Below are 13277 nucleotides of genomic sequence, written 5' to 3' on the forward strand. Positions count from 1 at the left end.
TCTTCTTCTTTTTTTTTTTAGTAGTGTATCTGGAAGTTTTTGAATTCTCCCTTGTATGGTTCCCATTCTATTTCTAGGTTGGTGACCCTTGCCCCGGGTGGTCCTACTTTGCAGAACTCTATTACCTTCTCCACGTCATCCTTTTCGCCTTCGAGGACGGCTTCAACTCTACCATCCGGGAGGTTACGCACCCAACCTTTCACATTATGGTCCATTGCAACATCCTGGGTTCTATATCTGAAAAAAACACCCTGCACCCTGCCACTGATAAATATATGGGCTCTAACCTTCATATCCACCCAAACCCCCCAATATACCTTACCTGTACATATTGAGGGTAAACTATAATATTAATTTTCATAGTATATTTTTCTAGTGGTGAATACCCCAATATTGTGGGGGGTGGTTTATTTTGGAGATTGGATTGTACGTGACCGGTAAGGTTAGGGAAGATGGAACGATTGCAATCCCTAGGAGTATTAGGGAAACCTTTAGGATGGAAGAGGGTAAGTATGTGAATTATAAGCTTGTCAGGCATGCTAGGATCCGTGGGGGGACTGTGACGACAAGGAGCATTTCGAGGACTATCTGGGAGCGTTTAACACCAGAGGGCGCCCTTAAAATCCCGGAGGATCAGCTTGAACTCTATGACATCAGGGAAGGAGATTTCGTAAGCATTTACCTACAGGAGTCTACGAGAGAGGGCTGAAAAAATAGGCGCACCCCCCTAGCGTTCTACTCCGGGGGGTGGCCTTTTGATGATCTTGGCTTCTCGTAGTTGGTCTGCCTATTGTATACCAGGGTAGTGGACACACCCGGCTCATAGGCAAGATATACTAGTATATCCTCTATTGTATGCAGGGGACGCACCCCCTCCACCTTATGTTCTAGTCTAGGATGCTGGTGGTTAGCTTTTTTGGCGAGTTTTGTATAGTGCGCCGACTATGATGAGTATTCCTATGGTTATCATTATGAATGGGCCTATTATGTATCCGATGTCTATTTTTAGTATGGCTGATATTCCGATGATGATGAGGAGTGTTCCGAAGATCACACCCACTATCAAACCCCCATGGGGTATCCCGAAGCATTCTTCCTTGTAACCTTCCTCTGGTTGGCCGAAACACGTGCCCCCCTTTGGTTTCACCATTTGTAGGGGTGTTCCACAGGCTGAGCAGAATTCTGCATCTTCTTCATTCTTCTTACCACATTTTGGACAATATACCATTTTTTCATCACTCCATGCATTTTTTTAGATCGCAAAATTTACATATCCTCCTATGTTCTCTTTGAGATGATAATATCCTGGTGAAAATCCAAATGGGGATTAATAGTATAAGGTAAACTTCACTGAGTATACTATTTGCCTTTTCAATACCTAAAAGTAACATGAAGGCTCCCAGGACAAAAAAAGCATTCACAGACAAATTCAAGAAACCTATACGCACCCTAAACAGGCCATTATACACTAGACCGGTTAAAGCTCCTGTAAAACCGGCCCAGAAGATTATAGTCCCGTTTTCACAGGGTAGTCTTCCGGTAAGATACCATAATGTCCCAAATATGGCTAATACACCCCCCACGACCAAGCCACCGCAACCTGAACAATAGCTCCTATCCGCAAATTGGATTACATGCCCTGAAAAGTTTCCACAAATGGGATGATGCCCCCTAAACTTCACACCACTCTTACCTTGGCTCTCACCCCGGAATTTTGAAGGGAAAAGCCCGGCCAACACGCCCAAAAGGCAAATTAAGCCAAAAATTGAAAAGATAAGATACCTTTGCTAATGGGAGTTTACACTAGCCGGGATCCAGAAAACCAGCACAGGTAAAAATAAAAGGCCAATCAGGGAAACACCCATAAAATATGCAAAGATCAGATTTTTAGAGACTTTCAAAATAGTTCCCCCAGTGCTTGGAGAAGTCCTCTGCCAGCCATATACCTGTAAACTCTCCCCTTCAGCGTGTTTAGGGAGATCAGACCCTTTAGGCGTCTTTTCATGTTCCTATAGAAGCTCCTGTAACACTCGTATAACTCTTCCCGGACTCCCACCTTGAAAGGTTTTCTGTGGGCATAACAGCATGTATCATATCATAATTAGCCCAATTCGTGTCTTCTATCCACCCATTAACCTTGGCAATATCATAAAGGTCTGTTCCCGGGGATGGTGTTAAGATCATGAAGATTGCAAGGTCTGGATCTGTCATGTTAGCGAATTCTCGCAACTCCTCCAGGGATTTGTGGGAATCTTTTCTCCCCCTATAATGAATGTTGCCTGGGCAAATATATCATTCTCCTTTAAAAGATCCATGGAGATCTTAGCATCAGATGTTCTAATATTCTTATTGAAGTCTTGAAGGGTTGAATCATCATGTCTTTCTAATCCGGCCATGATCCAATAATTACCGGCTTTTCTCATCCTAGGCAATATATTCCTGTTTTTGATAATATCATCGCTTCTAGCCTGGACAAACCACATCAGATCATCAATGTCCCTTTTTATTAATTCGTCGCATAATCTTTCAATTCTTTTCCCTGAACCCAGGTTATCATCAGTAAACCATAAAAAGTCGGTCCCATATTCGTTGTATAGATGCTCTATTTCATCGGCTATACGCTGGGGTGACTTAGCCCTCCAACCCCTCCAATGTTTCCATTGTGAACAGAAACTGCAATGATGGTCACACCCACGCGAAGCTTCTATAAGAGCATATCTTCTTTTACCAGCCATCATCTTAAAATGATATTTATGTTCTGCCACGAAATGATAACCTGGGAATGGTAATTCGTCCAGGTTTTGGATAAGTGGCCTGGGTGGATTATGTACTATTTTACCATAGTATTTGAATGATAAGCCCCTAATTTTTGAAATCGGCCTGTCCCCTTTAATGTTCTGGATGAGTTCGTTGAGTGTTTCTTCGCCTTCGCCGCGGATTATGAAGTCAACCTCCGGGTATGATTTGAGGGTTTCATGGGCTGTGGCCGTGAAATGTTGACCGCCTAAAACGGTTATTATCTCCGGGTTAACCTTCTTCGCTATTCAACAGTTCTAGGAACTAGATAAGCGTTGCAGGTTGCTAGAGAACTTGGGATGACCATGTCTGGGGGATGAGTCTATATATTCTTCCACCCCTTTCCAGCCAACCCTTTCAGCCTGACAATCCAAGACCCTTATGCTTATATTCTCATTTTTAGCTTCGATATAAGCTGCTAATTCTAATATACCCAATGGTGGTGGCTGATATTCGCCCATTAGGAACCATGGATCCTTAGGAGGTTCTATGAATAGAACTTTCATGGAAATCTAATCCTATTATGTCAAGGGACTTGGAAATAGTTTTACATCAAAAGGGAACAAACATACAACCTATGAGAGGTTTTCTCGTTATAGGAAATAAGGCCAGTACTAGTCCCTTTAGCCTGAAGAACATTCCAGGGGCTGGGCGCATGGATATCCTCTGTCGTTGCATTTCACAGGCCATTTTCTTGTCCCATTCTATAAGAAGATCCGTGGAGGTTTATCTTCTCCTACTTGGCGACCCTAACCCCCCAAGGGTTGTGAAGATTAAAAGTGACGAGGTTAAGAGAATGTCACCTGATGAAAGGAGTGTTGCAGGGCTTATAAGAAAAGCTTTAAAATTTAAAGCAGGAGAAAAATGGGTTGAAACAAACTCCGGAATCCTCACCTCAAAAAAGAACCTTAAAAGATTACTAGAAGAACTCTCCAACTCCTATAAAATATATTATATGAGAGAAGATGGGAAAGATTTAAGGAAATTAACAGATAAAATGGAAAACCCACTCTTTATATTGGGCGATCACCTTGGAGTTAAAAAAGAAGATGAAAAACTAATACTCCAATTTGCAAAGGATATCGTCAGAGTCTCAAACCGTTCTTTAATGGCCGAACAATGTATAACAATTGCAAATTATGAACTTGACAGAGTCACCAAATATTAAACCCCCAATAGAAACATGCCACCAATAATAAAATTTGGGGGAGTATACCCCCACCTGTCAGATGGGGGGCTCCCCGCCAAGTTTAAAAGAATCTGAAGATTGTCCCCACCGTATATTTAACCGTTGTATAGGAGTCACTCACCTTCGCATATACATCCTTGTACGCATAGGAATCCTGGAAGATCCTGAAAATCCTATAATTATACTTCAAAGTAACTATTGAGCCACTGCTTACATTACACTGGCCAGTATATGGTTTCAGATATACTTTGCTTCCACTGACATGCAATTTCCCGCACACTATACAGTAATCAGCGTCACAATGGGTACAATACCACATACCCTCGTAATTACCCTCTACTGCTCCTCCCTGTTCGAAGGCTAATGTCCCATACCTGCCACAACATGAACAATAATTGACAAATGCACTTGTATAATAATTTGAATAATCCTTCAACCCACAAGTACATCTCCCAGTAGCCATCACATAATCTCGAGTCACCTGAATATTATAGGCACCAAGATAACCTGCTATAACTGGCGTCTTAAACTTGAAAATATCACCATAAGTTTCAATACTAGCTGGTAACGTCCCATTCACCTTATACGAATCCAAGACCCTTGAAAACTCTAGGACTAGGAAATCGCATCCAAGGTTCCCTATTGGACTACTAACTGAATTCGGCAGACGACCATAAGCCTTGATGAAATTTTCCACTCTTTTCGCCAGATCCACATAATCATCTCTTGTTAATCTACCCACACCAACACCATTTAAAGGTTTTGGCGCCGGGTTCACCCCCTTTTGGCTTAAAGCCCTAAGCTCCTCTAGGAACTTGTTATAATTAGCCGCCGCCTGCGCCGCTTTACTCTTATCAGAACTTGTAAGATCACTCAAATAGAGGATCATATGACTTACAAAGTACAAGAATTGGGCCTTACTAACTGTGACAGAACCAGAAAGCTTCACAGTCCCTGGAACTTCACCCTTCTCATCTATAAAACTGATGACACCACTCGCACTATTTAGAAGATCCCCTGCTATGGAATTATCACTGAGTATCAACTTTTTCACGTCATCTGATGTTTTACCAGTTGAAGTATTCCCCACAGGAGATGAGGACGCAATCTTCACACTCTTTATTGTCACGGAGTTTGGTAGTCTCTGGTTTTCGTTGTAGAAGTTTATTATCCTTGCGTAGGCGTAAATTAGGCTCTGGTAGTTTACTCGGCCGATTGTTGTGGTGGCGTAGTTTGGTGAGCGTTGGTATGTTTCCATGTATTTTTTGATGTTTTGTGCTGTTTGTAGGTATGTTGTTTTTGTGAGTGTTCCGGTTGCTGTGGTCTTTAATGGATCTGTTGGTGGTTTATAATTATTGATAGGTATGCTTGTTTTTTGGTTGGTGTTTAGGTTTATTGTTGTGGTTGTTGCTGCGTAGAGGTAGTCGTCTAGTGTTATGTTTTTGTTGTTTACTGTGACCTGAGATGGTATTTTACCATTTTGATTTACATAACTTGCTATTACCTTGGAAATAGTGGATATTTCATTGTATGATAACTGGGGTGTTGGTGTGTTTGGTATGGTGGTGATTTTCACATTTTTTATTGTCACGGAGTTTGGTAGTCTCTGGTTTTCGTTGTAGAAGTTTATTATCCTTGCGTAGGCGTAAATTAGGCTCTGGTAGTTTACTCGGCCGATTGTTGTGGTGGCGTAGTTTGGTGAGCGTTGGTATGTTTCCATGTATTTTTTGATGTTTTGTGCTGTTTGTAGGTATGTTGTTTTTGTGAGTGTTCCGGTTGCTGTGGTCTTTAATGGATCTGTTGGTGGTTTATAATTATTGATAGGTATGCTTGTTTTTTGGTTGGTGTTTAGGTTTATTGTTGTGGTTGTTGCTGCGTAGAGGTAGTCGTCTAGTGTTATGTTTTTGTTGTTTACTGTGACCTGAGATGGTATTGTGCCTGTTTTTGATGCTTGATCAGCTATTATCTTCGAGGCGTCGGATATTTCATTGTATGTTAACTGGGCCGCCGAGGCGCTGTTTGTAAATATTAGGAGTGATAGTAGGGCTATTATCCATAGTAACCTTTTCATGATAAACACCACTAGCCACTTACTAACAAAAAACTGTTATATAAACCTTATCATTTTTTCGCGGCCTATACGTGACATTCTCCCAATTTTAGAAAAAATAATACAAAAAAAATTCCAAGGTTTTTCATATTTTTCCACCACCTCATAGAGAGATTGGAAGATTTAGTGGGGAAGAGCTAACCTAGCATATTCGGGGGGTTTATAAGGTTGCCTCTTATTTTATCATTCCCATAGGCTCCTTATCTCCTTGAATATTTCTTGTATCTTTGAATCTGGAACGTTCCCGATAAATTTAGGGGCTGGGTCCTGTCCAGCCACTTGATATGGGAATTCAAAGAAAGGCGAATAACCGGGTTCATAAGGGGCTGAGTGGAATAAAATCGCCCTATGATTTTTTATCCTCTTTTAACCACTCTTCAACTGGTTTCTTATCCCTTTCATATAATACTCTGACCCCTATAACATCGGCCCCAGTTTTACGCGCCTCATCCACAACTTTATAAGCTTCACGGCATTGGCATCAACAACAATTAGATCCAAGTCAACCCCATATTTACGCTCTAAGGTTGTGAAATACCTGTATGGGGTGTCACAGTACTGATCAGGGTAAGCCTTGGTGGTTGTTTGAACCACTATCTTCTCATGTACGCTGAAATATACTGGTTGAACCCCGATTACCACCCCTCACCCCTCTTTAGGGGTCTTATAGGCGCGCTACCAAGGATGGTCCCAGGGCCCTTGTAGGGCATTATATGAGATGTGAACCTGTCACATGGCGCGTAACAGTCTATAACATGTCTTGCTAAATATTCTTCTGCTTCAGCCTTCCCGGGGGTGTCTCCACAACCAACAACCAGTGAATGCTGTGGGGACTAGGACATTCACCCCATGAGTGTCTATCGCCTTCCATGTATTTTCATCAATCCTAATCGCATGTGAGGGGGCCAACTTGCTCACATCAACTTCAAAAATAAAATTTCCTTTATCATCAGGTGCGAAATAGCTTCCATTGATTTTTTAAAGTCACATTGGTGGCTGGTATAACTGTAACATTTGCATATTTCATCAGTTCACGTACCCTAGCACCTTCCATCCAAGGCACAAGCTCACTATAATTTTTTTGGCCTGTGATCTGGGGGGACATCCACGTTATAGTTTGATGCCCTGTCCCTTATGACCCTATCCACTTGCGTGACAACGGTCTCCCCCGGAGAAACCTCAATATAGGAAGTGCCAACCACAATATATGATGCATTGGAAGGGCTCACCTCCAAGTCACTGAAAGAATCCCTTTTCACAGATCCTAACGCTAAAAAGAACGAAATAACAATAAAAATACAAACAATTAAAAGTAAAATTATCTTCTTGTAACGCAAACCCCTTATCCTCCCACTACATTCAATCCATTACATACTAATAAACATTATGGGTTCCCCCCACTTCACATGATTAAAGCTTTTATTCAAGGTCAATTACTGTGACATTGGGGAGTTGTACTCACCATAAGACCACACTTTGCACCCCAGTAGGTGATCCTTTTTTTATCTCCATATAAATCATCAACCACACTCAAAATTAGGAGAACTGGCAAGATTTTAACGGACCCCCCAGTGCTTGGTATTCTCTCTGGATTATCTTCTTGTAAACCCAATTGACACAAATCTACGCTTATTCCCCGGCGCATAGAAAGATTAGAAAATGCAGAAACGTGGTGGGGAGTGTAGATTCTGATAAGTTCTACATCTGCGGGGGCACCCCCCACGGGTATTATGTGCGGATCCCCATCGGGGTCAAAATTTATGTGTTAAAATTTAGCATGTTTTTTTATTTAGTATAACCCTTGTTGGGTTAACTTCGCCACTCCCGTTAAAGTTCATATTATCCCCAATTTTATTATTACAACTGGTTATTTGGGTATATGAAAGCATTCCATAGTTTAGTTTTTTTAGCTGATCTTGGCCATGAACCTTAGCTTTTGTAAATTAGATCTAGAGTTTTTTTGGCCCCTTTTTTCTTTTATGGGATAAACCTGGTGAAGACAATTTTAGCCAACTACTGGAACATGGGATTATCCTATTTTCTTGAAACGCCCTTTGGTCATATTATGCCGTTGAGTATTCCCATCACTACTAGTATGGATTTTTTTCGTCTTTGTCGATTCCCATAGAAGACTCGGCAACTTATATTTTTTTGAAATTATGAGCTTCTGAGTTATATTCTCCTAAAAAGTCTGCAACTACTCTTGGGTCTTCTAAAGGATTCTTTCCTAATAGATTTACAAATTCAGGGTTTCTAGTCACTACCGTGGCGAGATGACCTCTGAAAACCTCCTGAGCAGATCCCAGAGAATATTCCACCACATTCTTCACCTGATTTGCCATTTCTATTACATCTTCCGGGTCAGTTTTTTGCCATCAGCCAATGATACAACCTCAAAAAACCCAAATAGGCGCTCCTACAAGGTTAAACATTCACTCTCAGTAAACCGGTTCTAAGTGCCACTTTCACCCCCCCAAAAAAGATTATCAAAAAAATTATACCAGCAGTTTATTCTTTGATGTAATTTTTCTACCCCAAATGGAAAACGGTAAAATCAGCCCCTCTGGTGTGGGGGCTTCATAGTTCATTGACCCTTCCCTCCAAAGGCACTATCCAAAAAAACCATAGAACTTGCAACATTTGCCAATACTCACAAGATCATCTCGGCATTTCACCTATAACCTCGGCTTTCAACCTTGATTATTAATTTCTTCTCTGTGACCTTCTTGTAAAGAGTGGCGTCCCAGTGAGGACACCCGTAACCTGCCAGTGAAGGGTGCTGATAGCAGGCCTTGGAGTGGTGGTGATCGTCAGCAGATAGTTTCAATTCCATGGGGGGCTCCATCATCTTTTCTTTATCATCTCTTTGAGTTCAGCAACCTCCCTTTTAAGGTCCTCTATACCCCTTTCAATGTCCTCGATTCTTTCATGGACTCTCCTTTCCTCCTCGGGGTTCTTCACAAACCATGAGACCAGGGAAGCTGTGAGGAACCCACAAAGGTAATTCCTACCAGCATGAGGATGCTTGTTATGACCTTGCCATAGATGGTTGTTGGGGATATCACAACCTCTCCCGCAATTGTCGTTGTGAGGCTGTGCCAGAAAGAATCCAAGGGGTCGTGGAGGGATCTGTTAACTCCTGATTCAACCGTGTAGAAGAACAGTGCACCGCCCACAATTGCAAAAAGCAGTATGCCCAATGCCTTGTCAAGGTGCGTATCCACTAGGAAAGTGAAGAACTTCTCGAGGTATTTCCTGAAGAGGGCGAGCACCTTCATAACTCTTATGATTCTTATAAATCTGAAGACTCTGAAGAAGCGCACAGGGATGAATGCGAATACATCTGGCCAGTTTTCCCTCAAGAACTTCTTACGATTATCAGCCCTTTTGAGGTTTACTGCGAATTCGATGAAGAGGATGATGCATAGAATAAGGTCAAATTGGTCTATAGCATTAACAATCGTGGTATTTGATGGGTAGAATGAGATGTAGCTGAGGAGCACTATGTCAAGGGTTATGAGGACTAGAAGGGTGAGGTCCTTGGCTCTTATGAGCTTTCTGTAATCCATGAAGATCCCATTATTAGAGTTGTGTTTGGTGGTTGAAAAATATTTTGCAGTCCCGAGTTTTTTAGTTTTACCATGGATCCAATGTTCGTTATAGGATAGTATAGCGAACAAAACTACCAAAAGACACACCCCCCACAAACATCTGAAAAAAATACAAAGCTATAAACGACTAAAAAACCCCAAAAAAAGAGAATCGTAACCTTAATATAACACTAACACAGTACCTTTCAATCATGGAGGAGAAAACTTTAAAGAGGGTTGTGATCATCTCATTGATTTTAATTATTGCCATAGTTACTTACACTTTTACCCATGAATCCAATGATAAAAACACATTCTCCGGAGAATATTTTTCCTTCAAGATACCCGAAGGAATGGAAATTACCAATCACGCACTCAACCTTACTGGAGCATGTCGTGAAATAGTGTTACTCCGAAAAGATGACGAATATACTATATCAGTAGCTGTTTTTGATAATATTAGTTTAGAGGATCTTGAAGCGAATAACACCGGCATTTTTTATAAAAGAAGTACTGTAGGAGAAGTCACGTGTGATACATACTACAATCCAGATACCAAAACAACTTTTTACTATTTTGAAATGAATGGGAAGGTTTTCCTAGTAACATTTTCCCCTATCCACGGAACCTATGATGCTGAAGACATTATAAAATCCCTAGAATTAAAAAAATAAATAATTTCTCTTTTTTCTTCTTATTTTTTTAATCCTGCAGTAAGAAAAATCTCTTAATGGTTAACTCCCACCCCCCACACGCTCTAAAGAATCCCCCTCTAAAAAAAGAGATAATAATCAAGCAACCCCCATCCATCCATTATTTGGTGAGCTGGCTTACACAACCACTGCAACCCCTATCCACACATATACTCCACCCCCCATTCACATTTACAAAGAGATCAACTAAGGGAAACTATCACACAAACCATAGAAAAAATAAGTCAAGTGACAAAAAACAACGGCTAAATATTATCCAAAAATGTGGAACTGAAAATCCTCATGGTACAATATCACGGATAAACCCTAAAAATAAACACGACGAGTCAAAAAAAGTCCTATGATCATCCCTCAAAATTTCCGACAGACCCCCCAAGGTCAACAAAAATGCTTATGTAATACTGATTACACATTCTATGTAAATATAAACTATGGTGGTTTCATGGTTTACTGCTGGAACTGTGGGGAAAAAAACCATGACTATGCAAAATACTGCATCAAGTGCGGCAAACCCCTCATCCACGAAGATGACATTGAAAAAATCCTCAAGAAGGAAAAAGAAACCCCAACTAAGGATTCCCACACCAAGTTTAAGGATATCAAACTTACAGGAGATAACATTGAAAACCTAGAAAAACTCACCACCGAAAACCTCCAGAAAGACATGAACACCCTTAAAGAATGCAACAGCAAGATCCTCCAAATTGCAAAAAAACTCAACGGAACCAAAATCAAAGAAGAAGACTTCAATACCATGATGGAGAAACTCATAACAGACATACGTTCAGAACTAAAAGCCCTCAACAAAAAACTCATCTGCATCAGCCCCGCTGTCATGATAGTCACAATCTCATCCCACGGATATAACCCCCGCAATGTAACCGTTAAAACCGACATTGATAAAGAAAAAATGGAAGATTACATGAACATGTTCAGGACTAAAAAAATGAAAAGCCTCCCCAGCACGCCTCAAAACATAGAAGGAGCCTCATGGACAGAACACTGCCCCGTCTGCAAAAGAGGACCCCTAAACCCCTACACCGAGAAAAAACTTATGGGACTTGTAACCAGGAACGGCTACCGCTGTAGTGAATGCGGCGCAGTATTCATCAGAAAAGGTGACAAATATTCCCTCGAAAAAGTCTCAAACACAGAAAACGATACATGGAAAACCTATGCCCGACAAGCCCTCAGTGAAAGGGAATGGACCAGAATAGCCCATGGTGGAATGTCCGACGCCCTCCAAAAGAAACACGACCTGAAAAAGTGGCTTGCCGATGCCGCCAGTGGAAAGATCAACTTCAAAGAACCCGAATCCCCAATTATCCTGAAAAAGGACGAGAAAGCAGTCCTAGTCCTCGACGAAGTCACCTTCTGGGAGCCAAGGGCCGTACGCCAGACACGTGGACTCTACGGCGGACCAACCATAAGGGTTGCGAAGGGAGTTTCCTTCCGCCTCGGGGGAGTGCAAGCTCAAAGCGAATCCCATGAAGAACTGAAACAAATCGACAAAGGAATTCTAACCCTGACAACGCGGAGAATAATATTTACAGGTGAAAAACGCACCATAAATATCGACTTGAGAAAAATCCTCTCCATAGAAGCACACAATAATGGGATAGCCTCCCAAAGAGAGAACAAACAAAAAACAGAATACTTCCTCAACACCAACAACACACAAATCAACATCACAGTCAGAGGAAACCATTACACCATTCCCGTAACAGGTGAAGTGCTAAAAAGCATAATTGAAGGAATGATAAAACAACTACAATAAGACCATAAGCAACCAAACTGGAAAGACAATCCCAAATTGCACTAAAAAAGAATCCAAAAAAAGATCACCCCACAAACTTTAAGCTTACTATCCTCAGAAAAACCCCCAATATTCCACTTCCACAACAATTCATAATTCCTAGATGAAGAATATGTTCTGAAGATCACACCAAAAAAATTTCTTTACACAAAATAGAAGATACCCCATAGACATTAAAAAATGCTCTCTTGTAAAATATCGTATCCCAGTCAGAAACTTCCAAAATATTCCCTAAAAACCCCTTAAGAGTTATTAGCTTTTGAAAAAACGATGAAAGAGTATCTAATCCTAATGAACGCAAGGGAGGACAGATAAACTTCTAACAGTTATTGGGGGCAAATCCATCCCATAATATCCCCATACCATCCATTCATCTAAACTCTGAAGAAATAACATATCACCCATCGGATAATATAACATCCTCCCACATACAGCAGACACGTTAATCTTCTGCACTGCTAAGATCCTGCCCTTTGAAGTATGGGCTGATGAATAGTACTGTTATTATTGCTAGTATAATCACGAGGATGAGAACCAGTAAGTATTCGGTCATGGCCTGGCCGGACTCATCCCTTGAATTCATGTTACACACAACCCCTAATAGTATTAGAGTTTCTTTTCTTATATAAGTTTATTTTCAAAAATTAATGTGGGGGCTTTTTTGGGGGTTAAAGAGCACATTTATTCTCGCATTCCCTTATTGTCTGGTGGGTCGAGTTTCACCTTATACAAAAAAGTCCAGCACCCTGTAGGGGGATGGAGGCCTATTGGAGTCCTTTTTTTTCAAGGAATATGGGGTGGTGGCAAAGTCTGTATGCGCCTAGGTAAGATTGATCTTAATCTCTTTATGCTAAGTAAAAAAAGGTATAAAATAAATGTTTTATATAAACAATACCATGGTAAGTATTGACTTTTATGGTGGGGTAGATGAAATCGGTGGGAACAAAATCCTGCTGACCGATACTAAATCATCCATTTTTCTAGACTTCGGCATGAGCTTCTCAAGGGCAAATCAATTTTTTTCTGAATTTTTACAGCCTCGAAAGGCTAATGGCATTCTAGA

At 41.0% G+C, this 13277-nt stretch carries 18 protein-coding genes and 1 pseudogene; 4 read left to right on the top strand and 15 right to left on the bottom strand.

Features of this window, described 5'->3' with window-relative positions:
* Positions 1 to 17: 17 nt before the first annotated feature.
* The gene (locus MTTB_RS01750; protein WP_248564815.1) at positions 18 to 293 is read right to left on the bottom strand and encodes an acylphosphatase; all 276 of its coding nucleotides are present in this window, start codon (positions 291 to 293) and stop codon (positions 18 to 20) included.
* 119 nt (positions 294 to 412) lie between these two features.
* Here MTTB_RS01750 and MTTB_RS01755 point away from each other — a divergent pair, with 119 nt between their 5' ends.
* Positions 413 to 709, top strand: a complete 297-nt coding sequence (locus tag MTTB_RS01755) for a hypothetical protein (protein WP_248564816.1) — start codon at positions 413 to 415, stop codon at positions 707 to 709.
* Positions 710 to 735: 26 nt separating this feature from the next.
* Here MTTB_RS01755 and MTTB_RS08330 read toward each other — a convergent pair whose 3' ends face one another.
* The 7 genes and pseudogenes from MTTB_RS08330 to MTTB_RS01785 form a co-directional block, all read right to left on the bottom strand.
* Positions 736 to 870 (bottom strand): hypothetical protein, encoded by a 135-nt coding sequence (locus MTTB_RS08330; protein WP_282570374.1) that lies wholly within the window; start codon positions 868 to 870, stop codon positions 736 to 738.
* Between the two features lie 37 nt (positions 871 to 907).
* Entirely contained in the window at positions 908 to 1228 is a 321-nt protein-coding gene (locus MTTB_RS01760; RefSeq protein ID WP_248564817.1) for a zinc-ribbon domain-containing protein, read from the bottom strand.
* A 7-nt stretch (positions 1229 to 1235) separates the two neighbouring features.
* The gene (locus tag MTTB_RS01765; RefSeq protein WP_248564818.1) at positions 1236 to 1583 is read right to left on the bottom strand and encodes a hypothetical protein; all 348 of its coding nucleotides are present in this window, start codon (positions 1581 to 1583) and stop codon (positions 1236 to 1238) included.
* A 418-nt stretch (positions 1584 to 2001) separates the two neighbouring features.
* Positions 2002 to 2229 (bottom strand): hypothetical protein, encoded by a 228-nt coding sequence (locus tag MTTB_RS01770; RefSeq protein WP_248564819.1) that lies wholly within the window; start codon positions 2227 to 2229, stop codon positions 2002 to 2004.
* Positions 2208 to 2765, bottom strand: a complete 558-nt coding sequence (locus tag MTTB_RS01775) for a B12-binding domain-containing radical SAM protein (protein WP_248564820.1) — start codon at positions 2763 to 2765, stop codon at positions 2208 to 2210. Before MTTB_RS01775 ends, MTTB_RS01770 begins: the two co-directional genes overlap by 22 nt.
* Before the next feature lie 198 nt (positions 2766 to 2963).
* A pseudogene (locus MTTB_RS01780) lies at positions 2964 to 3044 on the bottom strand (hypothetical protein); the annotation flags it as partial.
* Between the two features lie 9 nt (positions 3045 to 3053).
* Positions 3054 to 3302, bottom strand: a complete 249-nt coding sequence (locus MTTB_RS01785; RefSeq protein WP_248564821.1) for a hypothetical protein — start codon at positions 3300 to 3302, stop codon at positions 3054 to 3056.
* A gap of 71 nt (positions 3303 to 3373) precedes the next feature.
* Here MTTB_RS01785 and trmY point away from each other — a divergent pair, with 71 nt between their 5' ends.
* Positions 3374 to 3964 carry a tRNA (pseudouridine(54)-N(1))-methyltransferase TrmY gene (gene trmY, locus MTTB_RS01790; RefSeq protein WP_248564822.1) on the top strand — a complete coding sequence of 197 codons (591 nt, stop codon included), beginning with the start codon at positions 3374 to 3376 and terminating at the stop codon, positions 3962 to 3964.
* 82 nt (positions 3965 to 4046) lie between these two features.
* On the opposite strand, the gene MTTB_RS01795 is transcribed toward trmY, so the two are convergent.
* From MTTB_RS01795 to MTTB_RS01820, 6 genes are all read right to left on the bottom strand, one after another.
* Complete coding sequence (locus tag MTTB_RS01795; RefSeq protein ID WP_248564823.1) at positions 4047 to 6056, bottom strand: pseudomurein-binding repeat-containing protein; 2010 nt, start codon at positions 6054 to 6056, stop codon at positions 4047 to 4049.
* Positions 6057 to 6512: 456 nt separating this feature from the next.
* Complete coding sequence (locus MTTB_RS01800; RefSeq protein WP_248564824.1) at positions 6513 to 6737, bottom strand: hypothetical protein; 225 nt, start codon at positions 6735 to 6737, stop codon at positions 6513 to 6515.
* Between the two features lie 138 nt (positions 6738 to 6875).
* Complete coding sequence (locus MTTB_RS01805; RefSeq protein WP_248564825.1) at positions 6876 to 7013, bottom strand: hypothetical protein; 138 nt, start codon at positions 7011 to 7013, stop codon at positions 6876 to 6878.
* A 152-nt stretch (positions 7014 to 7165) separates the two neighbouring features.
* Entirely contained in the window at positions 7166 to 7432 is a 267-nt protein-coding gene (locus tag MTTB_RS01810; protein WP_248564826.1) for a hypothetical protein, read from the bottom strand.
* A gap of 804 nt (positions 7433 to 8236) precedes the next feature.
* Positions 8237 to 8437 (bottom strand): hypothetical protein, encoded by a 201-nt coding sequence (locus MTTB_RS01815; protein ID WP_248564827.1) that lies wholly within the window; start codon positions 8435 to 8437, stop codon positions 8237 to 8239.
* Between the two features lie 615 nt (positions 8438 to 9052).
* Positions 9053 to 9775: an ion transporter gene (locus MTTB_RS01820; RefSeq protein ID WP_248564828.1), complete on the bottom strand. Its 723-nt coding sequence runs from the start codon at positions 9773 to 9775 to the stop codon at positions 9053 to 9055.
* A 122-nt stretch (positions 9776 to 9897) separates the two neighbouring features.
* Between MTTB_RS01820 and MTTB_RS01825 the strand changes: the two genes are divergently transcribed.
* Positions 9898 to 10359, top strand: a complete 462-nt coding sequence (locus tag MTTB_RS01825; protein WP_248564829.1) for a hypothetical protein — start codon at positions 9898 to 9900, stop codon at positions 10357 to 10359.
* A gap of 481 nt (positions 10360 to 10840) precedes the next feature.
* Complete coding sequence (locus tag MTTB_RS01830; RefSeq protein ID WP_248564830.1) at positions 10841 to 12175, top strand: zinc ribbon domain-containing protein; 1335 nt, start codon at positions 10841 to 10843, stop codon at positions 12173 to 12175.
* 481 nt (positions 12176 to 12656) lie between these two features.
* Here the strand turns inward: MTTB_RS01830 and MTTB_RS01835 are convergent, their stop codons facing one another.
* Entirely contained in the window at positions 12657 to 12797 is a 141-nt protein-coding gene (locus MTTB_RS01835; protein WP_248564831.1) for a hypothetical protein, read from the bottom strand.
* Between the last annotated feature and the right edge of the window lie 480 nt (positions 12798 to 13277).

It is taken from the genome of Methanothermobacter tenebrarum (assembly GCF_023167465.1).
In the GTDB taxonomy this organism is placed as follows: domain Archaea; phylum Methanobacteriota; class Methanobacteria; order Methanobacteriales; family DSM-23052; genus Methanothermobacter_A; species Methanothermobacter_A tenebrarum.

Bases quoted from the DNA above. Each gene is read 5' to 3' on its own strand.
- MTTB_RS01815 (WP_248564827.1), bottom strand. From the start codon at position 8,437: ATGGCAAATCAGGTGAAGAATGTGGTGGAATATTCTCTGGGATCTGCT.
- MTTB_RS01785 (WP_248564821.1), bottom strand. From the start codon at position 3,302: ATGAAAGTTCTATTCATAGAACCTCCTAAGGATCCATGGTTCCTAATG.
- MTTB_RS01830 (WP_248564830.1), top strand. From the start codon at position 10,841: ATGGTTTACTGCTGGAACTGTGGGGAAAAAAACCATGACTATGCAAAA.
- MTTB_RS01825 (WP_248564829.1), top strand. From the start codon at position 9,898: ATGGAGGAGAAAACTTTAAAGAGGGTTGTGATCATCTCATTGATTTTA.
- MTTB_RS01750 (WP_248564815.1), bottom strand. From the start codon at position 293: ATGAAGGTTAGAGCCCATATATTTATCAGTGGCAGGGTGCAGGGTGTT.
- trmY (WP_248564822.1), top strand. From the start codon at position 3,374: ATGAGAGGTTTTCTCGTTATAGGAAATAAGGCCAGTACTAGTCCCTTT.
- MTTB_RS01795 (WP_248564823.1), bottom strand. From the start codon at position 6,056: ATGAAAAGGTTACTATGGATAATAGCCCTACTATCACTCCTAATATTT.
- MTTB_RS01760 (WP_248564817.1), bottom strand. From the start codon at position 1,228: ATGGTATATTGTCCAAAATGTGGTAAGAAGAATGAAGAAGATGCAGAA.
- MTTB_RS01835 (WP_248564831.1), bottom strand. From the start codon at position 12,797: ATGAATTCAAGGGATGAGTCCGGCCAGGCCATGACCGAATACTTACTG.